This window comes from Ectothiorhodospira haloalkaliphila ATCC 51935 (assembly GCF_000633935.1).
In the GTDB taxonomy this organism is placed as follows: domain Bacteria; phylum Pseudomonadota; class Gammaproteobacteria; order Ectothiorhodospirales; family Ectothiorhodospiraceae; genus Ectothiorhodospira; species Ectothiorhodospira haloalkaliphila.
In genome coordinates, this window is record NZ_KK214998.1 from 1,184,057 (window position 1) to 1,205,670 (window position 21,614).

The 21,614-nt window shown below is 64.6% G+C and carries 19 protein-coding genes and 1 riboswitch; of the genes, 7 read left to right on the top strand and 12 right to left on the bottom strand.

All coding sequences use genetic code 11. The features are described from left to right. Positions 1 to 51: 51 nt before the first annotated feature. Genes ECTHA_RS0113360 through treY form a run of 3 tightly spaced genes read right to left on the bottom strand, consistent with a single transcriptional unit; the run spans position 52 to position 6,456 of the window. Positions 52 to 1,875: a glycoside hydrolase family 15 protein gene (locus tag ECTHA_RS0113360; RefSeq protein WP_025282720.1), complete on the bottom strand. Its 1,824-nt coding sequence runs from the start codon at positions 1,873 to 1,875 to the stop codon at positions 52 to 54. A 15-nt stretch (positions 1,876 to 1,890) separates the two neighbouring features. Beyond that, entirely contained in the window at positions 1,891 to 3,696 is a 1,806-nt protein-coding gene (gene treZ / locus ECTHA_RS20420; RefSeq protein ID WP_025282721.1) for a malto-oligosyltrehalose trehalohydrolase, read from the bottom strand. Between the two features lie 21 nt (positions 3,697 to 3,717). Next, positions 3,718 to 6,456 (bottom strand): malto-oligosyltrehalose synthase, encoded by a 2,739-nt coding sequence (treY, locus tag ECTHA_RS20425; protein WP_025282722.1) that lies wholly within the window; start codon positions 6,454 to 6,456, stop codon positions 3,718 to 3,720. Positions 6,457 to 6,616: 160 nt separating this feature from the next. On the opposite strand from treY, the gene ECTHA_RS0113375 reads away from it, so the two are divergent. Together ECTHA_RS0113375 and ECTHA_RS0113380 are read left to right on the top strand one after the other, a co-directional pair. Further along, positions 6,617 to 6,847, top strand: coding sequence for a type II toxin-antitoxin system Phd/YefM family antitoxin (locus ECTHA_RS0113375; protein WP_025282723.1), 231 nt, complete (start codon positions 6,617 to 6,619; stop codon positions 6,845 to 6,847). Then, positions 6,844 to 7,239: a type II toxin-antitoxin system VapC family toxin gene (locus tag ECTHA_RS0113380; protein ID WP_025282724.1), complete on the top strand. Its 396-nt coding sequence runs from the start codon at positions 6,844 to 6,846 to the stop codon at positions 7,237 to 7,239. Before ECTHA_RS0113375 ends, ECTHA_RS0113380 begins: the two co-directional genes overlap by 4 nt. A gap of 219 nt (positions 7,240 to 7,458) precedes the next feature. Here ECTHA_RS0113380 and trpE read toward each other — a convergent pair whose 3' ends face one another. The 6 genes from trpE to purE all read right to left on the bottom strand — a co-directional run bounded on the left by trpE (position 7,459) and on the right by purE (position 12,743). After that, positions 7,459 to 8,937: an anthranilate synthase component I gene (gene trpE, locus ECTHA_RS0113385; RefSeq protein ID WP_025282725.1), complete on the bottom strand. Its 1,479-nt coding sequence runs from the start codon at positions 8,935 to 8,937 to the stop codon at positions 7,459 to 7,461. A gap of 13 nt (positions 8,938 to 8,950) precedes the next feature. Beyond that, positions 8,951 to 9,631, bottom strand: a complete 681-nt coding sequence (locus tag ECTHA_RS0113390; protein ID WP_025282726.1) for a phosphoglycolate phosphatase — start codon at positions 9,629 to 9,631, stop codon at positions 8,951 to 8,953. Positions 9,632 to 9,639: 8 nt separating this feature from the next. Beyond that, positions 9,640 to 10,329: a ribulose-phosphate 3-epimerase gene (gene rpe, locus ECTHA_RS0113395; protein WP_025282727.1), complete on the bottom strand. Its 690-nt coding sequence runs from the start codon at positions 10,327 to 10,329 to the stop codon at positions 9,640 to 9,642. Positions 10,330 to 10,495: 166 nt separating this feature from the next. Then, positions 10,496 to 11,086 carry a class I SAM-dependent methyltransferase gene (locus tag ECTHA_RS0113400; protein ID WP_026623804.1) on the bottom strand — a complete coding sequence of 197 codons (591 nt, stop codon included), beginning with the start codon at positions 11,084 to 11,086 and terminating at the stop codon, positions 10,496 to 10,498. A 17-nt stretch (positions 11,087 to 11,103) separates the two neighbouring features. Then, on the bottom strand, positions 11,104 to 12,246 hold the full coding sequence (locus ECTHA_RS0113405) for a 5-(carboxyamino)imidazole ribonucleotide synthase (protein ID WP_025282728.1): 1,143 nt from the start codon (positions 12,244 to 12,246) through the stop codon (positions 11,104 to 11,106). Further along, complete coding sequence (gene purE, locus ECTHA_RS0113410) at positions 12,243 to 12,743, bottom strand: 5-(carboxyamino)imidazole ribonucleotide mutase (protein ID WP_029762660.1); 501 nt, start codon at positions 12,741 to 12,743, stop codon at positions 12,243 to 12,245. Before purE ends, ECTHA_RS0113405 begins: the two co-directional genes overlap by 4 nt. Before the next feature lie 154 nt (positions 12,744 to 12,897). On the opposite strand from purE, the gene ECTHA_RS0113415 reads away from it, so the two are divergent. Next, positions 12,898 to 13,794, top strand: coding sequence for a phosphoribosylaminoimidazolesuccinocarboxamide synthase (locus ECTHA_RS0113415; protein WP_025282730.1), 897 nt, complete (start codon positions 12,898 to 12,900; stop codon positions 13,792 to 13,794). 42 nt (positions 13,795 to 13,836) lie between these two features. After that, positions 13,837 to 14,529 (top strand): dethiobiotin synthase, encoded by a 693-nt coding sequence (gene bioD / locus ECTHA_RS18365; RefSeq protein ID WP_025282731.1) that lies wholly within the window; start codon positions 13,837 to 13,839, stop codon positions 14,527 to 14,529. Between the two features lie 114 nt (positions 14,530 to 14,643). On the opposite strand, the gene ECTHA_RS0113425 is transcribed toward bioD, so the two are convergent. The 3 genes from ECTHA_RS0113425 to ECTHA_RS0113435 all read right to left on the bottom strand — a co-directional run bounded on the left by ECTHA_RS0113425 (position 14,644) and on the right by ECTHA_RS0113435 (position 16,880). Continuing rightward, positions 14,644 to 15,174, bottom strand: coding sequence for a TorD/DmsD family molecular chaperone (locus tag ECTHA_RS0113425; protein ID WP_025282732.1), 531 nt, complete (start codon positions 15,172 to 15,174; stop codon positions 14,644 to 14,646). Positions 15,175 to 15,551: 377 nt separating this feature from the next. Next, a complete protein-coding gene (locus ECTHA_RS0113430; RefSeq protein ID WP_025282733.1) occupies positions 15,552 to 16,292 on the bottom strand; it encodes a hypothetical protein in 741 nt (246 codons plus the stop codon). Between the two features lie 153 nt (positions 16,293 to 16,445). Further along, the gene (locus ECTHA_RS0113435; protein ID WP_025282734.1) at positions 16,446 to 16,880 is read right to left on the bottom strand and encodes a hypothetical protein; all 435 of its coding nucleotides are present in this window, start codon (positions 16,878 to 16,880) and stop codon (positions 16,446 to 16,448) included. A 471-nt stretch (positions 16,881 to 17,351) separates the two neighbouring features. On the opposite strand from ECTHA_RS0113435, the gene ECTHA_RS0113440 reads away from it, so the two are divergent. The 3 genes from ECTHA_RS0113440 (at position 17,352) to metF (ending at position 21,598) form a co-directional block, all read left to right on the top strand. Beyond that, positions 17,352 to 18,770: a dihydrolipoyl dehydrogenase gene (locus ECTHA_RS0113440; RefSeq protein ID WP_025282735.1), complete on the top strand. Its 1,419-nt coding sequence runs from the start codon at positions 17,352 to 17,354 to the stop codon at positions 18,768 to 18,770. Positions 18,771 to 18,882: 112 nt separating this feature from the next. Continuing rightward, a riboswitch (S-adenosyl-L-homocysteine riboswitch) is annotated at positions 18,883 to 18,956 on the top strand. Positions 18,957 to 19,037: 81 nt separating this feature from the next. After that, complete coding sequence (gene ahcY / locus ECTHA_RS0113445) at positions 19,038 to 20,453, top strand: adenosylhomocysteinase (protein ID WP_025282736.1); 1,416 nt, start codon at positions 19,038 to 19,040, stop codon at positions 20,451 to 20,453. A gap of 281 nt (positions 20,454 to 20,734) precedes the next feature. Then, positions 20,735 to 21,598 (top strand): methylenetetrahydrofolate reductase [NAD(P)H], encoded by an 864-nt coding sequence (metF, locus tag ECTHA_RS0113450; RefSeq protein WP_025282737.1) that lies wholly within the window; start codon positions 20,735 to 20,737, stop codon positions 21,596 to 21,598. Positions 21,599 to 21,614: the final 16 nt, after the last annotated feature.

A 21,614-nucleotide genomic window follows, 5' to 3' on the forward strand; every position in this document is an offset into this window, starting at 1 on the left:
GTGACCTTCTGAGGGGCTCTCGATCATTGAGCATAGCGGATAGCATACGCCCTATGGAGCGGAGTGGCCGAATCCTGCCCTGGCCAGGTTGATGGCGCTGGAAATCACCCCCACGTGACTGAAGGCCTGGGGGAAGTTGCCCAGGAAGGCGCCGCTGGCGGGGTCGATCTGCTCCGGGAGCAGGCCGAGGGGGTTGGCGCGGTCACACAGGGAATCGAACAGCGCCATGGCCTCGTCCTGGCGCCCCTGACCCAGCAGGTTGTCCACCAGCCAGAAGCTGCACAGCAGGAAGGCCCCCTCGTGACCGCTCAGACCGTCGGGTGACTCTTCCGGCAAGTAGCGGTAGAGCAGGCCATTGCCGGCCCCCAGGTGCTTCACCACGGCCTCGGTGGTGGCCACCATCTTCGGATGATCCGCGGGGATCACGCCCCGCAGGGGCAGGGCCAGCAGGCTGGCGTCCAGACCTCCGCCACCCAGGTGCTCGGTGAGGGATTCCAGGTCAGGGTCCCAGGCGCTTTCCAGGATGGCCTCGCGGATCACCTGGGCCTCGGCGCGCCATTGCTCCACATCCCCGGGCATGTGATGGACCTCGGCCAGGCGAGCCCCCCGGTCCAGTGCAACGGCACACAGGGCGGCCGAATAGGTGAAGGGGCGGCCCGCAGTACGCACTTCCCAGATGCCGTGATCCGGGTTGCGCCATTCCCGGCCGGCGGCCTCCACCAGGCGCCGAAGCTGTTCCCAGAGCCTGGCGTCCAGCGGGCCACCCCACTGCACCCAGCGGTAGGCGCAATCCAGGATCTCGCCGAACACGTCGTGCTGACGCTGCTCCGCTGCGCCGTTGCCCCAGCGCACGGGTCGTGCGCCGCGATAGCCGCTCAGGTCCGGGTCTTCCCTTTCCGGGGGCGGCACGTGACCATCCACGTCATACAGCACGCGGGGCCAGCCGGCCCGGTCCACCGCATCTAGTACCCAGCCGATGAAACCTTCGGCCTCATGCTGCAGGCCAATGCGACCCATGGCATAGACCGAGAAGGCGGCATCGCGGATCCAGGCATAGCGATAATCCCAGTTGCGGGGGCCGCCCAGGGCTTCGGGCAGGGAGGAGGTGGGCGCGGCAACCATGGCGCCGGTGGCGGTGTAGTCCATGAGTTTGAGGGTGATGGCGGAGCGCCTCACCATCGCCTCCCGCGGACCCTGATAATCGAAATGGGTCATCCAGCGGCGCCAGACCTCCACGGTGGCCTCGAGGGTTTCCTCGGGGCGATGCAGGTGGAAGCGGTGGGCATGGGGCCCCCAGGAAAGCACCAGGTGATGGGTGTCCCCTGCGCGCAGATCAAAGCTCTGATCCAGCCCTTCCACGGCAAGGCTTGAGGCAACGTGCAGTTCCAGGTCGGGGTGGCGGGCGGGCCGCAGGGTCAGGCCGCCGCCATGGGGGTCGCAGCGGGCGCCCCCCCGAGGGTGAATGCTCACGCGCAGGCGCACCCTTCCACTGACCACCCGGATATGACGCAGCAACTCACCGCGCCCCGCCGGGGTATCTTCCGACAGATCGGCCCCGGCCCGCAGGGTAAGTGCGTCGGTCACCTCCACGGTACCGTCGGGACCGCTCATGCGGGTGACCAGCACGCCGGTGTCGGGCTGGTAGTACTGGCAGGCGCTCAGCAAGGGTTCGGGGGCCACACTGAAGGCGCCCCCCTTTTCATGATCCAGCAGACCGCAGAACAGGGGATCGCTGTCGAAGCGGGGCACGCACAACCAGGAGATGGCGCCGTCCCGCCCCACCAGGGCGGCGGTGGTGCCATCGCCAATGAGGCCATGGTCCTCGATGGGGAGGAAGTGGCCGCGGCGGGTGATGGGTTTTTCCTGATGGGTCATGGTCTGTTCTGGTTGTCATGGTGTATGAAGCCCCTCTCCCGCTGGCGGGGGAGGGGTTGGGGTGAGGGTGGGCAAGGAGAGAAGGGAGCAGTCGGGTGCTTCCAGGATCACCACCGACTCGGCCGGCAGCTGGACGCCGCCGGCCTCCAGGCTCACTCCGGGTGCCGAGGCAAGCAGGATCTCGCCGGGTTGCTGCGTCAACGGTACCCGTTGCCCCGAGGGTGCCAGGTTGCAGGCCACCACGATACCGGGGCGTGACATCACCCACCAGCGGGCCTGTTCGTCGCCCCGGGCGGTCACCCGGTCCAGGCGGTCATCGGCAAAGGCGGGATGATGTCGGCGCAGGTGGATCAGGTTCCTGTGCCATTGCAACAGTTCCCGGTGCGGCTCACGGTCCAACTCATCCCACTCCAGGCGGGAGCGCTGGAAGGTCTCCGGCGCCTGGGGATCGGGCACCTGCTCCGGGTCCCAGCCGAAGGCGGCGAACTCCCGGCGGCGCCCTTCCCGCACGGCCTCGGCCAGCTCCGGCTCCTGGTGATCGGTGAAGTACAGAAACGGCGTGCCCGCCCCCCATTCTTCCCCCTGGAACAGCATGGGCACGAAGGGTGCGGTGAGCACGATGGCGGCGCCCACCTGGAGCAGGCCGGTGGATAGCAATCGGCTGCTGCGATCCCCCACCGCGCGGTTGCCGATCTGATCATGGTTCTGCAGGCAGCCCACGAAACAGTGGCCCGGCAGATCGGCGGCGCTGCGGCCGTGATGGCGGCGTCGATAGCGGGAATAATCCCCGGCATAGCAGAACCCCCGGGTGACGGCCCGGCTCAGGTGCGCCAGGTCGCCGAAGTCTTCGTAGTAGCCCTGGCGTTCCCCGGTGAGGGCGGCATGCAGGGCGTGGTGGAAGTCCTCGTTCCATTGGGCGTCCAGCCCGTAACCGCCCACGGCCCGGGGACGGAGGATGCGCGGGTCGTTCAGGTCACTCTCGGCGATCAGGGTGAGATGGCGGCCCAGGCGGGCCTGCAGGCGTTCCACCTCCTCGGCGAGGGTTTCCAGAAAATGCGTGGCGGAGGTATCGATGATGGCATGTACCGCGTCGATGCGCAGACCGTCGATGTGGTAATGCTCCAGCCAGTGCAGGGCGTTGTCCAGGAAGAACCGGCGCACCTGAGGGCTGTCGGCCCGGTCCAGGTTGACGGCCTGCCCCCAGGGGGTTTGATAGGCATCGGTGAAGTAGGGCCCGAAGTGGCCCAGGTAGTTGCCGCTGGGCCCCAGGTGGTTGTAGACCACGTCCAGCAGCACCGCCAGGCCCTTGCCATGACAGGCATCCACCAGACGCTTGAGCCCCTCGGGACCGCCGTAGGGCGCGTGGGGGGCGAACAGGGCCACGCCGTCATAGCCCCAGCCGTGACGACCCGGGAAGGCGGCCACGGGCATGAGTTCCACATGGGTGATGCCCAGGTCCCGCAGATGATCCAGCCGCGGGATGATGGCCTCGAAGGTGCCCTCGGGGGTGTAGGTCCCCACGTGGATCTCCTGGATCACGGCACTGGCCAGGGGCGGCGCCTGCCAGGCCGTGTCGTGCCAGGTGAAGCGGTCGTGGTCCAGCCAGCGGGAGGGCCCATGCACGCCCTGGGGCTGCCAGGGGGAGCGGGGGTCCGGGAAAGGCCCTTCGCCGTCCACGAGAAAGGCGTAGTCGGTACCATGGGTCAGTGGCCCGCCGCCGCACCACCAGCCGTCACCCAGGGGCTTCAGGGGGCGGCGTTCACCCTGGCAGTCCAGATCGACCTGATGGGCGTGGGGTGCCCAGACACGGGGAATATTCATTTGGGTTGTCAACCAGTTGCCTTAGCTGGAATCTCGATTCTGCCCGGGTGCCGGGGGCGGCGCCGACGCGAGCAGCGCCACCGGATAGCGACCCAACAGGTCTGCCATGAGGTGCTCTCCGCCTTCCAGGTTCTCCCCGGTGAACCAGTGGTGCCAGTCTCCCGGGGGCAGGGTCAGCCGGGTGTCGGACCACTCCACGCCGAGATCCAGGCCCAGTCGCGGCACGATGACCACCACACCCTCTGCCTGATCGGACCCGGTCGGATCCGGCCCGCGCTGGTAGGCGACCACATGATCCTGCCGGCTCCCCCTGGCCTGCAGGGGGCGATACCCGGCCCGCTCATCGAACCAGTGCGGATACAGCGCCCGCAGGGCCAGGGTCCGGTGGATCACCCACAGCTTGGGCAGGCCTGCTTCCATGTCTTCAAGAATGCGTTCGGGCGTGGGGCCGGCTTCGCACACCTCAAGCCATGTCTGCCGCTCGGCAAAATCCACCGGGCGCCGGTTGTCCGGATCCACCAGGCTCAGATCCCACAGCTCCGTGCCCTGGTAGATGTCGGGCACGCCGGGGGCGGTGAGCTTGATGAGGGTCTGGGCCAGACTGTTCACCCGGCCCGGTTCGATCAGGAGAGCCGCGAAGGCCTGCAGTTGTTGCAGGAATGTGTCATCGCCCAGCGTGGCCTCGACGAAGTGCTGCACAGCCCGTTCGTATTCCGGGTTGTTGCGGGTCCAGGAGGTGTGCACCTTGGCCTCCCGGGCAGCCTTCTCCATGAAGCCCTGCAGACGGGGCAACAGCGCCTCCACGGCCTCGTCATCCGCTACGCCGGGCCACACCCCCACCAGGGCCTGATAGTAGAGGTACTCCATGGCAGGATCCGGCCCCTCAGGCGAGCGATGCCGTGCGTTGTGGGCCCAAAAACCCCGGACCGCCTCGGTCCAGGCCTCGGGCACCTGGGAGAGCAGGCACAGCCGGGCGCGCACATCCTCGCTGCGTTTGGTGTCGTGGGTGGAGGTGGACAGCATGGCCTGTGGATGGCGGCGATGGGCCTCGGTGCAGGCCCCGTGAAAGTCTTCGGGTGACAGACCGAATTGCCCCGGGTCGCCGCCCACCTCGTTCAGGGCGATCAGCCGGTGATAGCGATAGAACACCGTATCCTCCACCCCCTTGGCCATGGCCGGGCCGGTGAGTTGCTGGAAACGCAGCGCCAGTTCCGTCTCCCGGTGCCCTTCGCGCGCCAGGGTGAGCAGGGCCTCGAGGAACTCCAGAAGCTCCGGATCCAGGTCGGGACGGCGCGCCTTCACCCGGGACAGGGCCTGATGGATGTGGGCCCGATCCGTGGGGTGCACGGGCTCGCCAGCACGCAAATAGCTGCGATACACGGGGAAGCAGCTGGCGGCCTCCAGCAACACCTGCTGGAGCTGGTGTCGGGTGTAGTCCCGGTGACGGCGCTGCCCTTCGCAGATACTGACGAACAGGGAGGTGAGCCGGTTCAGTTCGCTGCCCAGCAGATCCTGCAGCACCTGACGCTTGGCCTGGTAGACCTGATCGTCGAAGCAGGCGCTCTCGCCGGTGAGGTCTTCCCAGAGGGCCGTGAGCGGGCCTTCACCCTCCGGGTCCACGAACAGCCCTTGCACGCGGTTGAGGAAGTCATAGCCGGTGGTGCCGGCGATGGGCCAGTCCTCGGGCAGCTGTTCGCCGGGCTCGAGGATCTTTTCCGCCACCACCCAGGCGCCGGGGCAAGCCCGGGCCAGGCGCTGGAAGTACTGGGCCGGGTCGCGCAGTCCGTCCGGGTGATCGATGCGCAGGCCCTGCACGCTGCCCTCCTGATACCAGCGCAGCGGCAGTTGATGAATGGCCTCGAAGACTTCCTGGTCCTCCACCCGCAGACCGGCCAGATCCTTGATGTCGAAGAAACGCCGGTAGCCCAGGTCCCGGTCGGCGGTGCGCCACCAGGCCAGGCGGTAGTTCTGGTGTTCGATGAGGGCGTCCAGGGCGTCCGGGTCCTGGTTTATGCGGTCCATCCGGGCCAGGATGGCCGCCCGGGCATCGGGTTCGTCGCGACAGGCGCCGGCCAGCAACTGATGGATCACCGCCTTGTCCCGGTGACGCCGCTCCCGCTGGCCGCCGGTGGCCGAGCCCGGGCGGGGCAGGCGGGCACAGGATTCGGCCAGAAACCCCAGCAGTTCGCTGCCGCTGTCCTGGTGGGCGCCCCCGAGGATGCCCGCCAGGGACCAGGGATCCAGCGGGAAGCTGTGCTCGTGGTAATTCAGGGTGAAGTGGCCTGCCTGGAAACGGACTTCCAGTTCGCCGTTTTCCAGGATGCGGCCGTAGTGGTCCCCCAGCACCGGCAGCAGCACCTTGTTGGGCCAGCGCTCTTCCGAGGCCTCCCAGTCCACATCGAAATACGGGGCATAGCGACTGGCGGGGCCGTTTTCCAGCACGTCCCACCACCAGGGGTTCCGGTCGCCGGCCACTGCCATGTGATTGGGGACGATGTCCAGGACCTGCCCCATGCCATGGACCTCGAGGGCCTGGCACAGGTGCTGGCGGGCGGGCTCGCCCCCCAGTTCCGCATTCACCCGGGAGGGGTCCACCACGTCGTAGCCGTGGGTGCTGCCGGGGCTGGCCTGCAAGCAGGGGGAGAGATACACATGGCTGATGCCCAGCCTGGACAGGTAGGGCACGAGGTCAGCCGCATCATCCAGGGTGAAATCCGGTCTCAGTTGCAGGCGATAGGTGGCAGCGGGGGTCGTGGCCATGGGGCGCCCGGGGTGACCTGTTCCAAGCCTCTAATATGCATGGCCAGCCCGCGCCTGGGAAGGGGCCTGAACAGCAGACCATTGGGAGGCCCCTGGTGTTTTCCCAGCTTTCGCCCTAAGCTTGTACAAGCTTATTGTACAATCACAGAGGCTTGCATCCATGCACACCGTCAGTATCAGCGACCTCAGAGCCAACCTGCTGGCATACATGGAAAAGGCCAGCAAGGGGGAACACATCACCGTCACCACGAACGGTCGGGTGCTGGCGACCATCACCCCACCCATGGACAAAAGGGAATCGGCCAAGAGGCGCCTTGATGAGCTGGCTGCCACCGCCAGGATTCATGATGTCACCAGCCCCACAGGCGCTGAATGGGATGTCATGCAGTGATCCTTCTCGACACCTGCGCCATTGTGTGGGACGCCCTGGACCGGGACAGGTTGACCGACAACGCCAAGCATGCGATTGCAAGAGCGGACGAGAACCGGGCCTTGATCATCTCCGACATTTCCATTTGGGAAATATCGATGCTCATCAAGCGCTCTCGCGTTGAAGTGGCCACCACGGCGGCAAACTTCGTCAACCTGTTTCTCGATTCACGCAATGTCACCGTCATACCCATCTCACCGGAGATTGCCGAGTTGTCGGTGAACTTTGGGACGAACATCAACAACGATCCAGCCGACCGGATCATAGCCGCCACATCCATCATCCATAACGCCCAGCTAGTGACAGCCGACACAAACCTTCGCCAGAGTGGTCTCATCGACACTGTCTGGTGAGTGCACCGGAAGGGGCCGCTTTGCGGCTGCGGTATCCGTTCAACAATCGGCCTCTGAGCGGGAGAGCTTCCTGCTCACCCGCCAGCTCAGGTAATACCTGACGCTGGCGCTGGGCCTGCTGCGTGGCCAGTGGGATCGGATTGATCTGGGGAGTTAGTCGCTGACTGGGGCGGCTACTTGGTCGCCTACTTGGTCGGCCACTTGGTCGGTCGGCGCCCGTCAGCGGGACTGGACCTCCAGGCCGGCCTCCACCATGGCCACGGCGCGGAAGATGGCGCGGCCCTTGTTCATGGTCTCGGCCCATTCGTTGTCGGGGAGGGAGTCGTGGACGATGCCGGCGCCGGCCTGGATGTGCAGGGTCTCATCCTTGATCACCGCCGTGCGGATGGCGATGGCCGAGTCCATGTTGCCCTGCCAGGACCAGTAGCCCACCGAGCCGGAGTAGATGCCCCGCTTCACCGGTTCCAGTTCGTGGATGATTTCCATGGCGCGGATCTTGGGGGCGCCGCTCACGGTGCCCGCCGGGAAGGTGGCACGCAGCACGTCCATGGCGCTCAGGCCCGGGCGCAGACGCCCGGTCACGTTGGAGACGATGTGCATCACGTGGGAATAGCGCTCCACCACCATGCGCTCGGTGAGGGCCACGCTGCCGATCTGGGACACACGGCCCGCGTCATTGCGACCCAGGTCGATGAGCATCAGGTGCTCGGCCAGTTCCTTGGGGTCGGCCAGCAGATCCTGTTCCAGGGCCCGGTCGGCGGCCTCGTCCTCGCCCCGGGGACGGGTGCCTGCGATGGGGCGCACGGTCACCACGTCGTCCTCCAGACGCACCAGGATCTCCGGCGAGGAGCCGACCACGTGGTGATCGCCCAGGTCCAGGTAGAACATGTAGGGCGAGGGGTTGAGGCTGCGCAGGGCCCGGTAGAGGTCCAGCGGGCGGGCAGTGTAGGGGATGGACAGGCGCTGGGAGAGCACCACCTGCATGACGTCGCCATCGACGATGTAGCGCTTGCAGCGCTCCACCGCCTCCTTGAAACCGGCCTCGGTGAAGCCAGACACGAAATCCGACTCCTGGACCCGGCGTGTGCCTCCGGGCACCCCGGGACTGGCCGAGGCATGGCGCAATTCGGCCTGCAATGCATCCAGTCGGCGCTCGCCCGCCTCCCGCTCGCCGGGACCGGCATGGACCACCAGATACAACCGACCGGCCAGGTTATCGTAGGCCACCACCTCGTCGCAGACCATGAGCAGGATGTCGGGCACCCCCAGCGGGTCGGCCTTGTCGCCGTCGGCCAGGCGCGGCTCGATATAGCCAATGGTGTCGTAACCAAAATAGCCGACGAGGCCACCGCTGAAACGGGGCAGATCTGGCAGATCCGGCACTCGATAGCGGGCCTGGAAGGACTCAAGCCACTGCAAGGGATCATCCACTCGCAGGGACTCGGTGACCTCACCGCCCTCTTCCACCCGAACCTCCTTGCCCTGCACCCGCACCACCTTGCGGGCCGGCAGACCAATGAAGGAATAACGCCCCCACTTCTCCCCCCCCTGCACCGATTCCAGCAAACAGGAATAGGGCTTGGCCGCCAGCTTCATGTAGACACTCAAGGGGGTGTCCAGGTCGGCCAGCACCTCCCGCACCAGCGGGATTCGGTTATAGCCCTGGGAAATCAGGTGGTCGAAGTGTTCAGGGGTCATCGGGGCTTCGTCATCAGGCGGTCCGGGCCATGAGGTCGGGCAGTTCGGTGAGGCTGTCGATCACCGCGTCGGGGCGCTGTTCGCGGATATCGCCGCCATGGTTGTAGCCATAGCTGACACAGACGATGGCGAAGCCGGCGGCACGAGCGGCGGTCACGTCGCTGCGTGAATCCCCCACCATCAGGGCATCCTCCGGGTCCACGTCGAACTGCTCTGCGGCGAACAGCAGCGGGGCCGGGTCCGGCTTCTTCTGCGGCAGGGTGTCGCCGGCCACCACCACCTCGAAATAGCGGTCGATATCCATGGCCCGCAACAAGGGGGCCGTGAAGCGGGCGGGTTTGTTGGTGACGCAGCCGATGCGCACATCGTCCCGGGCCAGGGCCTCCAGGCCCTCCCGGACGCCGGGGTACAGGTGACTGCGCTTGGCGTTGTTCTCCCGGTAGATCTCGGTGAATGCCGCCAGGGCACGTTCATAAAGCGCCGGCTCCGGCTCGCCATCCAGGTTGTTGGTGAGCGCCCGCTTGACCAGGCGCTCGACGCCGTTGCCCACCCAGTTGCGCACCTTGGCCTCGCCGCGCACCGGCATATCCAGGCGCTCCATCATGCGATCCACGCTGAAGGCCAGATCAGGCACGCTATCCACCAAGGTGCCGTCCAGGTCGATGAGAATCATTTTGGGGGCTTGAAGGGTCATGGTCGCACTCAGGCCTTGGCCAGTTCCGCGCGCATCTTGTTGATGATGCTGTCGTAATGATGGGGGTCTTCGCTGCGGGCGGCGCCGAAGATGGCCGATCCTGCCACAAAGGTGTCGGCGCCCGCGGCCTTGATCTCGGCGATGTTGTCGGTCTTGACGCCGCCGTCGATCTCCAGGCGGATGTCCAGACCGGATTCGTCGATGCGGCGGCGGGCCTCACGCAGCTTGTCCAGGGTGGCGGGGATGAAGCTCTGCCCCCCGAAACCGGGGTTCACGGACATCAGCAGGATCATGTCCACCTTGTCCATCACGTAGTCCAGGTAGGACAGGGGTGTGGCGGGGTTGAACACCAGACCGGCCTTGCAGCCCTCGGAGCGGATCAACTGCAGGCTGCGATCGATGTGATCGGAGGCCTCCGGGTGGAAGGTGATGTAATCGGCACCCGCCTTGGCAAAGTCCGGGATGATGCGGTCCACCGGCTTCACCATCAAGTGCACGTCGATGGGGGCGGTGACCCCATGCTTGCGCAGGGCCTCGCAGACCAGCGGGCCGATGGTGAGGTTGGGGACATAGTGATTGTCCATCACATCGAAGTGGACGATGTCAGCGCCGGCAGCCAGCACGTTGGTCACTTCTTCGCCCAGACGGGCGAAGTCGGCGGACAGGATGGACGGTGCGATCAGATCGGCTTGTGCCATGGGTCTTGCCTCGTTATAGGTGATACCGGTCTCCGGTCAGGCGCGTCGCAGGGACGATGGTATCGTTCGTTATGTCGGTATGACTTCCTCGGTGGTTTGGGCAATGTACCTTATGGCGCCGGGAAAATTAACCCGGTCTTATACTCGGGACAGGCATGGTCTCGGCTCACTCGGGCTTGCGGGCCATGGCCACGGTGTATTCCCGGCCCTGCTTCACCTTGTCGTAGTTACCGAAGACTTCCTTGAAGGCACGCTCAATGAAGCGGCGCAGGCCGGTAATGGTGACCACGTAGATGCGCCCCCCCGGATGCAGGTGCTCGAAGGCATCGTACAGGTAGAGGTAGAGCATCTCCTTGCCTACCTTGGCCGGGAGGTTGGAGGTGACCACGTGAAAGCGGCGATCCCCCGCATGGGAAAAGCCGTTGCTGAGCACGGCCTCGGCATTGGTGATGCCGTTGAGGGCGGCATTGGTGCGGGTGTACTCCAGGGCCACGAAGTCCTTGTCCACCAGCAGGGTCTGCCCCTTGGGGGCCAGGCGGGCCAGGGTGAGGCCGATGGGGCCATAACCACAGCCCAGATCAAAGCAGTCGTCGGTCTCCTGGACGTCCATGTGATCCAGCAGCAGGCGGGTGCCGGCGTCGATGCCGCGGGGGGAGAACAGGCCCCAGGTGGTGCGATACTGCAGGGTATGCCCGCGCAGGGTATCGGAGAAGGCGATGTCCCGGCGCAGGGACTGGATGTATTCAGCGCGTTCCAAGACCGGCTCCCGGGTATTTAATCGTCGGCCCGTACGGCCGGTAACGCGTCAAACAGACGCTCTGCATCAGCGATGGCCTGGTCCTGGTGGGTGTCCAGTACGCAGAAATGTCCCATCTTGCGGCCCGGGCGGGCCTCCTCCTTGCCGTAGAGGTGCAATTTGGCGCGAGGATGGGACAGCAGCATGCCCCAGTCGGGCTCCCCGTCCGTCCACAGATCCCCCAGCAGGTTGACCATCACCACCGGTGAGAGCAGGTGGGTGTCGCCAAAGGGCAGACCGCAAAGCGCGCGGACCTGCTGCTCGAACTGGGAGGTGATGCACGCATCCAGGGTGAAGTGGCCACTGTTATGAGGGCGCGGCGCCACCTCGTTGACCAGCAACTGCCCCTCGGTGGTGATGAAGAATTCCACGGCCATCAGGCCCACATAATCCAGTGCCACGGCCAGGGCGATGGCGGCGTCGCAGGCCTCGCGGACCGTGGCATCCGGTACCCGGGCAGGGACGATGCTCATGTGCAGGATGCCACCCCGATGGATGTTCTCGGCCACCGGATAACACAGGCACACCCCATCGCTTCCACGGCTGAGCACCACCGAAATCTCCACGGCCAAGTCCAGCTTGCGCTCCAGCACACAGGGCACACGCCCCAGGCGCTCAAAGGCCCGGCGGCAGGCCTCGGCGCTGTCCACGGAGACTTGCCCCTTGCCGTCATAGCCCAGGGCGGCACGCTTGAGAATGGCCGGGTCCCCCACCGACTGAAAGGCCGCTTCCACCTGATCTGCCGATGCCACCACCTCGAAGGGGGCGGTGTCCAGTCCGGCCCGGCGGATCATGTGCTTCTCCCGGGCCCGGTTCTGCGTATGCTCCAGGGCCGCCGCACCCGGGCGCACGGGAACCCTGTCAGCCAGGTGTCGCAGGGTATCGGCGGGGATGTTCTCGAACTCGGTGGTAATGGCGGCACAACGCTGCGCCAGTTGATCCAGGGCCCAGCCATCCCCGTAGGCGGCGTGGACATGGTCATCGGCCATACGGCCAGCAGGACTGCCTGAATCAGGGTCCAGCACCATCACCCGATAGCCCAGCGTGCGCGCGGCCACGGTGAACATGCGACCCAACTGGCCGCCGCCCAGCATCCCCAGGGTGTGACCGGGCAGGATCATGACGACGGCGGCAGTTGCATGGCCAGCACCGTGTCGCGCTGCTCAGCGCGGAAGCGGGCCAGTTGCTCGGCCAGCCCGGGGTGATCGCTCGCCAGCATGGAAACGGCAAACAACCCGGCGTTGGCGGCCCCCGCCTCGCCGATGGCGAAGGTGGCCACCGGGATGCCCTTGGGCATCTGTACGATGGAGAGCAGGGAATCCTCCCCCTTCAGGTAGCGGGAAGGCACCGGTACGCCCAGGACCGGCACCGTGGTCTTGGCCGCCAGCATGCCCGGCAGGTGGGCGGCACCGCCGGCACCGGCGATGATGCAGCGAAGGCCCCGCGCTGCAGCCTGTTCCGCATACTCGAACAGCAGGTCGGGTGTGCGGTGGGCCGAGACCACGCGGGCCTCGTGAGGCACGCCGAAGGCGTCCAGCTGATTGACGGCGTGTTGCATGACGGGCCAGTCGCTCTGGCTGCCCATCACCACGCCCACGATAGGGGATTGGTTTGGCATCGGCGAAGGGTAATGGAACCGGGTTGGAGTTGAAAGACAAAATTCCAAAGATACAAGATATTGGCGGGGGTAGCCATGCGGATGCCACCTGCGGGTGCATCCGCTCACGGCAGGTCGTACACTGCGGGCCTGATCCACTTTGCGCGAAACCTCCATGCCTGCCCTGTTTGAAAGCCAAGTGTCGTCCCTGCCCCTGATCCACAAGGGCAAGGTGCGTGACATCTACGCCGTGGACGACCATCACATGCTCATCGTCACCACCGACCGCTTGTCGGCCTTCGATGTGATCCTGCCCACGCCCATCCCGGACAAGGGCCGCGTGCTGACGCAGATCTCGGCGTTCTGGTTTGACCGCCTCTCCCATGTGGTACCCAACCAGTTGTGCGATCTCACCCTGGCGGATGTGATTCCCGATGCCGCCGAGCGGGCGCCGCTGGAGGGGCGCAGCGTGGTGGTGAAGCGTCTCAAGGCCCTGCCCGTGGAGGCGGTGGTGCGCGGCTATCTCATCGGCTCGGGCTGGAAGAGCTACCAGGCCGACGGCACGGTGTGCGGCATCACCCTGCCCCCCGGCCTGACAATGGCCGATCGGCTTCCCGAGCCCATCTATACCCCGTCCACCAAGGCGGAAGTGGGGGCCCATGACGAAAACGTGGACTACGCCCATACGGAACGCACCCTGGGCCCCGAGGTGGCTGCCCAGGTTCGGGACACGGCCCTGACCCTCTACAAGGAGGCTGCCGCTTACGCCCTGGAGCACGGCATCATCATCGCCGATACCAAATTCGAGTTCGGCCTGGATGAGCAGGGCGTGCTGCACCTGATTGATGAGGCCCTGACGCCCGACTCCTCGCGTTTCTGGCCGGCAGACACCTACGCGCCCGGCATGAGCCCGCCCTCCTTCGACAAGCAGTATCTGCGCGATTATCTGGAAACCCTGGACTGGGACAAGACTGACCCGGGCCCAGCGCTACCCGAGGAGGTGGTCTCTCAGGTGGCGGCCCGCTATCAGGAGGCCCTGGAACGGCTGACGGGGCAGACACTGGCGGACTGACGTCCAGACGTTGGGCTGGAAAGAACCAGGAGGCATTAACCCATGAGCACTCTCATGTCCGGCACAGGGCTTTTCATCACCGGCACCGATACCGGCGTGGGCAAGACGGTGGTGGGCTGCGCCATCCTGCGGGCCCTGAGGGCTCGTGGTGTGAACGTGATCCCCCGCAAGCCCGTGGAATCGGGCTGCCGGGAAGAAAAGGGGGGCATGTGGCCGGAAGATGGAGCGCGGCTCATGGAAGCCGCTGGAGGCGGCAGCCTGGAGCAGATCACACCCTGGCGCTTTGCCCATGCCCTGGCCCCGGACCGGGCCGCGCGCCTGGCACGCACCCGGATCATGCTGGATGCACTGGAATCCGCCTGCCAGCCCACGCCGGGGGAGGCGGGCTTCCGACTGGTGGAAGGGGCTGGCGGCTTCCTGTCACCTCTGGCGGAGGACGGTCTCAATGCCGACCTGGCCGTGCGCCTGGGCCTGCCAGTGCTGTTGGTGGCCCCCGACCGGTTGGGGGTGCTCAATCACATCCTGCTGACCGCCGAGGCCATCAAGCGCCGTCAGCTACACCTGGCCGGAGTGGTGCTCAACGATTGTGCCGGACCGGGTCCGGAGGGGATGGACAACCGGCAGGATCTGGAGCGCAGGCTGCAGACACCTATCTGGTCGTTTGCGGCGGTGGAGGACGGGGAATTGCCGTCGGACTTGGATGGACTGGCAGATTGGGTGAAGGCAATCCTATGACCCCCCATCAACATGTGCGTGAGGGTCTGCAACGCCCCCCTCGGGCGCGCTGGATCCATGACCCCTCTCCCGCTGGCGGGAGAGGGGCTGGGGTGAGGGTGGTCACGAGCCCCCTCAATGCCGGGTGTTTCGCTCGCTGAACAGCATCTCCAGGCGCGCCCCCAGGGCGCGGTAGAGCTCCACCTGGGCGTGGGACTGCAGACACCGGGCGAAGGGAGGCACCCAACCCGAGAGGTGATGCCAGATCACCCGCCAGCCCGCCGGGGCGTTGGATAGATCCTGCTCCAGGTACCAGGCTGCGTAGATGAGCTCCATGGCCAGGGAATCGGGCTCGCGCCCCTGCAGGGAGATCCCTGCCTGACGATACAGACGCTCCAGATTCGCCCCTCCGCCCGCCAGAACCTGTGAACTCCAGGCCGACTCCCGGGCAGGGCAGTCATCTGTCACCAACAGGCGATCGTACTCCCGGCGCAAGGCCGGGAGCCCCAAATGACGAATCTCCATGACCGCGGGTGACAGCCAGGCCCACCCCCTGGCCATTTCCTCCAGCGCATCAACGGTCTCCTGGGTGGGCGGCGAGAGCAATCCACTCAGTATGCAGAGCTCGTCCACATCCAGTTCATCACCGGGCAAGTCGTTCACCATCAGTCGATTTCCATATGGCGGCCACTCGCGGCCGTCAGGCATCAATCAACCTGCGGAACCATGGGTCGGGAGAGGTAGCCTGCCCCCGCGCCCGATCCTGGCCGCAGGCCACGACTATGCGACCCAGGCCAGCGGGAGGAAAAACGAAACCGCTCCGGATGTTGAGCCGGGTCAAGAAAGACGCAGCGCACACGCGGGATGGGTGCAGACGAGATGACACGCAGCGGTGGGCACCGGGACCCTCACAGGCGCTGTCAGAGACGACGCCCGTGGCGAAAGCGCCCCGGGTTCACACCAGATCCCACACGCATGCGTGCACCAGGGAACCACCACGGCAAGGTTGCGATTCCAGGAGGGGGAGACAGACGTATCGGGGATCAGGAAGCTTTGGCGGCCTCAGCAGCCTCTTCCACAGCCTCCAGCATCTGCTCATCCATCTCGGGCAGTTCAGGTGCCTCTTCACCACTGGCCTTGACCTGCTCGATCAAGGATTCAGACACCTTGCGCAACTCGCGATACTGCTCGGCCAGTTTTGCACTGCTTTCCAGCACTGCCTGTAGCTGGGTGAGTTTTTCGTCGGCTTCCCGCTTGTCCTTGCGCAAAGTGCTCAGCTGAGCCTCCACCTGCTTGCGGGCGTCCGACTCTTCGTTCTTTTGCTTCTTGAGCTGCTTGAGCTTCTTGACCACGTTTTCGGGGGTATCGGCCAGCGACTTGTTGATCGCCTTGAGGGCCTTTTCCTTTTCCACCAGAGAGGCCTTGATGGCCTTCATTTCCTTGGTGTGGGCCACACGCTCGGCGGCCATGTCCTGCTCCCCGCTTTCCAGCTTGGCCTGGGCCTCGGCGCGGGCGGCTTCCGCCTGCTTCTGGGCCTTTTCACTGGCCTTCACCTTCTTCTCCATGGCGTCGATGGCTTCCTTGGCCTGCTCATTGGTCTGCTTGATCTTGCGGTCTGCTTCGTTACCCTTCTGGATGGCAACATCCAGGGCAACCTTGAGTTCGTCGGCACTGCAATCCGGGTCCAGACCCAGGGCGTCTGTTGCGCCCTTCATCAGTACTTGCTTGCTGACCGCAAGTTCCTTCCAGACTTTCAGCTGTATTTCTGCTTCTGCTTGGTTCACATATCACTCCTGCTAACGCATGTGCATGTCAATTGATGGGTGTCGCCATTCGTGGGCGCGCATTCTATCTCATCTGGAAAGCGAATGCTGCACCCGAAGTCAAGCATCGCGGGCCGCCCCTGGGCCGGCCCGCCGACTCCACCCATCGATCGTTCAGGCGGCCCGATAAACGCCGCGACGCGGTGAGTCCAGCTTGCCCTGGCGCTTCAGGTAGCCCAGCGTCTGGCTGATGTTCTTGACGTTCAGGCCGGCTTGTTCCGCCTGAGCACGAATCTCACCGATGGTCATCTCGCCTTGATTGGACACGATCTGGCACAGCACCTGACTGGGGCCGGCTTCGGAAGCGGCGCGACCAGCACCATTGCCACGACCGCTGACACGACCGCCCAGCTTTCTGATTTCCCGATCCAGCGCCGCCAGTTCCTTACGATGCTGCTTCACCAATTCACGGCGCTTCTCACGCAGGGCCTCACGCTCCTGACGACGGGCCTCTTCCTTCTCGGCAGCCTCTTGCTCTTCACGCTGGCGCGCCAGCGCAAAGAGTTCTTCAGACGACATCTCATGAGGGCTCTTCATCTGCTCGGTCATTCTTCTCTCCAGAATCTTATTGAATACATGTTCAACGCAAGCGCCCGGACCATCGGGCCCGGGCGCCTTTTTTCATCCTCGGTCGTCCATGCCTGGCGCCTTGATCACTCCAGACACGCTCCCGTGTGCCGGGCGGATTATGGCATAGAGTGAAAACACTTTCATATTTTTATCATTCCCGAATCACACGGATCTCAAGTTTTGAGAGTGCAACTTTCCAACATTGTTCAACGGCGTTTACACATGCATGCGCCGCTTGCTCTCCTGCCCGCATGCCCAGCACCATGGGCCACTGACCTCGCTGCTTGCGGATATGGACATACTGCCAAAGTGACACCCCAGGGATAGACACGCCCACCCAGAATTGATGGTTGCTTGCTCAGGGAACGCCACATGACCGGGTTACGTATTGCACGAATATCAGCAAACGCTTATTTTGAGTGGTAGACACAAGAAACCAAGGAGGCATCCATGCCCCAGGATATTCAAACCGACGTCGCCATCATCGGCGCAGGCACCGCCGGCCTGTTCGCCATGAAACAGGTTCGCATGGCCGGCAAGTCGGTGACGATGATAGACCCGGGCCCACTGGGCACCACCTGCGCCCGGGTTGGCTGCATGCCCTCGAAGGTTGCGCTGCACGCCGCCCACCTATGGCACCAACGGCAGGAGATGGCGGAGTACGGCACCCAGGGCATCGAGCAACTCTCGCTGGACAGGGACAAGGCCTGGGCCCGGGTCAGCGCCATGCGCGACCGATTCGCCGGGAAAACAGAGGAGAACGCCCGCAAGGCCATGGGCGAAAACCTGCTGGAGGGACCGGCCCGCTTCGTGGAACCCACCGTGCTTGAAGTGGAACTCCCTGGCGGTGAGCGCCAGGTGGTGCGCGCCCAGGCCGTGGTCATTGCCAATGGCTCCCGCCCCGTAGTACCCGAGTGGCTCGAGCCCATGAGTGATCGGGTCGTGACCACCGACACCCTGTTCGATGTCAAACACATCCCCGACTCGGTGGGCGTGCTGGGCCTCGGCGCCATCGGCCTGGAGATGGGCCTTGCCCTGTCACGCCTCGGGGTGCGCGTCGTGGGTTCCGACATTGCCAGGCTGCCGGCAGGCATCAGCGACCCGGAACTGGGGCAGCGCGTGATCGAGCAATTCAGTGCGGAGTTTCCCCTGTGGTTGGGCGAGAGCGCCGAATTGAGCAAGGAGGAAGACGGGATCCTGATGAAGACATCCCAGGGGCAGGAAAAGGTGGACATGATCCTGGCATCCCTGGGTCGCCGCCCCAACACCGACACCCTCAACCTGGCTGAAGCGGGCTTCGAACTGGACGACAAGGGTCAACTGCGCTTCGATCCCGCCACTCAGCAGGTTCAGGATTTCCCCGTATTCGTGGCAGGCGACGTGAACGGCCACCGCCCCCTGCAACATGAAGCAGGGGACGAGGGCACCATCGCCGGCTTCAACGCAGCCCGGGGCATCACCCGTTTTCGCCGCCGGACACCACTGAGTATCGCCTTCACCCATCCGGACATCGCCGTGATCGGTGAGCGCCTGGAAGATATGGACCCCGACGAGATCGTGACGGGTTCAGCCGATGGCAGCGGCAATGGCCGCTCGGTCATCCTGGGCGCGCAGAGCAATCTGATTCATCTTCATGCCGACGCAAAAACCGGCCGCTTGCGAGGCGCGTCGCTGATGGCCACACACGGCGAACACCTGGCTCATTTACTGGCCTGGGCCATCCAGCGTGGAGAAACGGCACAGGACCTGCTGGCGATGCCTTTTTATCATCCCGTGGTGGAAGAAATACTCCCCGATGCACTGCAGGACATCGTCTCCAGGCTCCCGGAAACGCATGATCTGCCCAAAGGATTTCGCCGCGAGGAATAAACAGCGTTTTCACTGAGTTGACGGGGTCTTTCGCGCCCGATGACCGTATTTTGATCGGGCAGGAAGACCCCCGGGTGTGATTTTTCCAGTGATTGCGCTATACTTTGCGGCTCTGTCTGAGGAGCGCTGCAACGGATCATCGAATCCGCCAGGCTCAGACACCTCCTAAAACGGCGCTCGCTGTACCCGCGAAAGTGGTCGGCGAGCTGAAAGTCTTGCTCCCGTCCGACCGCTTCGCACTCGCCCAAAGATTTAAGGAGTGTGTTCATGAACGCAGTCGTTGATAGCCAGAACCACGATTACGCCGTAGCCGATATCAACCAGGCCGATTTCGGCCGCAAGGAAATCGCCATCGCCGAGACCGAAATGCCCGGTCTGATGGCCACCCGTGAAGAATACGCCAAGGACCAGCCGCTGAAGGGCGCCCGCATCGCCGGCAGCCTGCACATGACCATTCAGACGGCCGTGCTGATCGAAACCCTGAAGGCCCTGGGCGCAGACGTGCGCTGGGCTTCCTGCAACATCTTCTCCACCCAGGACCACGCTGCTGCAGCCATCGCCGCCGGCGGCACCCCCGTGTTCGCCTACAAGGGCGAAACTCTGGAAGAGTACTGGGAGTACTGCCACAAGATCTTCGAATGGTCCGACGGCGGCACCCCCAACATGATCCTGGACGATGGCGGTGACGCCACCCTGCTGATCCACCTGGGCGCCCGCGCCGAGAAGGATCTGTCCCTGGTGGACAACCCCACCAATGATGAAGAGCGCGTGCTGTTCGCCCAGATCAAGGAACGCGTCAAGAGCCAGCCGGGCTGGTACTCCAAGGTCCTGAAGAACATCCAGGGCGTGACCGAAGAAACCACCACGGGCGTGCATCGCCTGTACCAGATGGCGAAGGAAGGCTCCCTGCCGTTCCCGGCCATCAACGTGAACGACTCGGTCACCAAGTCCAAGTTCGACAACCTGTATGGCTGCCGTGAGTCCACCGTGGACGCCATCAAGCGCGCCACCGACGTGATGATCGCCGGCAAGACCGCCGTGGTCTGCGGTTATGGTGACGTGGGCAAGGGTGCTGCCCAGTCCCTGCGTGCCCTGTCCGCTGAAGTGTGGATCACCGAAATCGACCCGATCTGCGCCCTGCAGGCCGCGATGGAAGGCTACCGCGTGGTCACCATGGACGAAGCCTGTGACAAGGCCGACATCTACGTGACCGCCACCGGCAACAAGGACGTGATCACCGCCGATCACATGTCCCGCATGAAGGACCAGGCCATCGTCTGCAACATCGGTCACTTTGACTCCGAGATCGACGTTGCCGGTCTGCGCAAGTACCAGTGGGAGAACATCAAGCCCCAGGTGGACCACATCATCTTCCCGAAGGGCAACCGCATCATCCTGCTGGCTGAAGGCCGCCTGGTGAACCTGGGTTGCGGCACGGGCCACCCGAGCTTCGTGATGTCCAACTCCTTCACCAACCAGACCCTGGCCCAGATCGAGCTTTGGGTGCATGGCGACAAGTACAAGAACGACGTCTACGTGCTGCCCAAGCACCTGGACGAGAAGGTGGCTTCCCTGCACCTGGGCAAGATCGGCGCCAAGCTGACCAAGCTGACGGAAGACCAGGCCCAGTACCTGGGTCTGCCGGTGGAAGGCCCGTACAAGCCGGAACACTACCGGTACTGATTGCGGCGCCGTGGGCTTGGGGGCGCCTTTGTGCACCCCTGGCACGGCACGCGAGCCAGGCAGCGCCCTCCGGGGCGCTGCCACTGGGTGGCCCCGGACTCCGGGGCCTTCCCGTGTCAGCGGCGTTCATAGCGTGCCCGCGCAGCCCTCCCCCGCCCTATTGAATTTCCTTCCCTTGATCGTATTCACCCGGCAAGACCGGCGTGCCCTGCCCTACCGTACCTACGCCATGGGTCTGCCAACGATCGAATGCCTTCCCGCACCACATGCGAGGACCTGACATGAAGACCCAGAAACAGCACGAACGCACGTTCAGTTTCGAGTTCTTCCCGCCCAAGAACGACGAGGGCGCGAAGAAACTCAAGGACACCTGGACCGAACTGGCCAAGCTGGAGCCCCGCTTCTTCTCCGTGACCTACGGCGCCGGCGGCTCCACCCAGGCCCGTACCCTGGAAACGGTACTGGACATCCACAAGAACTCCGGTGTGGATGCCGCACCTCACCTGTCCTGCATCGACTCCACCGCCGAACAGATGCGCGGCATCCTGCAGCTCTACAAGGACAATGGACTACGCCATATCGTGGCTCTGCGTGGCGACCTGCCCTCGGGCATGCGCGACCCGGGCGAATTCCGCTACGCCAATGAGCTGGTGGAGTTCATTCGCAAGGAAACGGGTGATCATTTCACCCTGGAAGTGGCGGCCTACCCGGAGTTCCATCCCCAGGCCCCGAACGCCCTGAAGGACCTGCAGAACTTCAAGCGCAAGGTGGATGCCGGCGCGGACTCGGCCATCACCCAGTATTTCTACTCGGCGGAAGCCTATTTCCGTTTCGTGGAAGATTGCGAGAAGCTGGACATCAACATCCCCATCGTGCCGGGCATCATGCCCATCACCAACTACAAGCAACTGGCCCGTTTCTCGGATGCCTGCGGCGCCGAGATCCCTCGCTGGATCCGCAAGCGCCTGGAAGCCTTTGGTGAGGATACGGCATCCATCAAGGCCTTCGGGGAAGAGGTGGTCACCGAGATGTGCGACCAGCTGCTCAAGGCCGGCGCACCGGGCCTGCACTTCTACACCATGAACCAGGCCGGCCCCATCAAGGCCATCTGGAAGAACCTGGGGCTGAAGCCCGAGCCTCGGTAAGATTCGGGGACCACGC

Excerpts from the sequence above, each read along its gene's own strand:
- ECTHA_RS0113375 (WP_025282723.1), top strand. The coding sequence starts at position 6,617 with ATGCACACCGTCAGTATCAGCGACCTCAGAGCCAACCTGCTGGCATAC.
- ECTHA_RS0113360 (WP_025282720.1), bottom strand. The coding sequence starts at position 1,875 with ATGACCCATCAGGAAAAACCCATCACCCGCCGCGGCCACTTCCTCCCC.
- treZ (WP_025282721.1), bottom strand. The coding sequence starts at position 3,696 with ATGAATATTCCCCGTGTCTGGGCACCCCACGCCCATCAGGTCGATCTG.
- metF (WP_025282737.1), top strand. The coding sequence starts at position 20,735 with ATGAAGACCCAGAAACAGCACGAACGCACGTTCAGTTTCGAGTTCTTC.
- ECTHA_RS0113440 (WP_025282735.1), top strand. The coding sequence starts at position 17,352 with ATGCCCCAGGATATTCAAACCGACGTCGCCATCATCGGCGCAGGCACC.
- ECTHA_RS0113390 (WP_025282726.1), bottom strand. The coding sequence starts at position 9,631 with ATGACCCTTCAAGCCCCCAAAATGATTCTCATCGACCTGGACGGCACC.
- rpe (WP_025282727.1), bottom strand. The coding sequence starts at position 10,329 with ATGGCACAAGCCGATCTGATCGCACCGTCCATCCTGTCCGCCGACTTC.
- ECTHA_RS0113435 (WP_025282734.1), bottom strand. The coding sequence starts at position 16,880 with ATGACCGAGCAGATGAAGAGCCCTCATGAGATGTCGTCTGAAGAACTC.
- ECTHA_RS0113415 (WP_025282730.1), top strand. The coding sequence starts at position 12,898 with ATGCCTGCCCTGTTTGAAAGCCAAGTGTCGTCCCTGCCCCTGATCCAC.
- purE (WP_029762660.1), bottom strand. The coding sequence starts at position 12,743 with ATGCCAAACCAATCCCCTATCGTGGGCGTGGTGATGGGCAGCCAGAGC.
- ahcY (WP_025282736.1), top strand. The coding sequence starts at position 19,038 with ATGAACGCAGTCGTTGATAGCCAGAACCACGATTACGCCGTAGCCGAT.
- trpE (WP_025282725.1), bottom strand. The coding sequence starts at position 8,937 with ATGACCCCTGAACACTTCGACCACCTGATTTCCCAGGGCTATAACCGA.
- ECTHA_RS0113425 (WP_025282732.1), bottom strand. The coding sequence starts at position 15,174 with ATGGTGAACGACTTGCCCGGTGATGAACTGGATGTGGACGAGCTCTGC.
- ECTHA_RS0113405 (WP_025282728.1), bottom strand. The coding sequence starts at position 12,246 with ATGATCCTGCCCGGTCACACCCTGGGGATGCTGGGCGGCGGCCAGTTG.
- bioD (WP_025282731.1), top strand. The coding sequence starts at position 13,837 with ATGAGCACTCTCATGTCCGGCACAGGGCTTTTCATCACCGGCACCGAT.
- treY (WP_025282722.1), bottom strand. The coding sequence starts at position 6,456 with ATGGCCACGACCCCCGCTGCCACCTATCGCCTGCAACTGAGACCGGAT.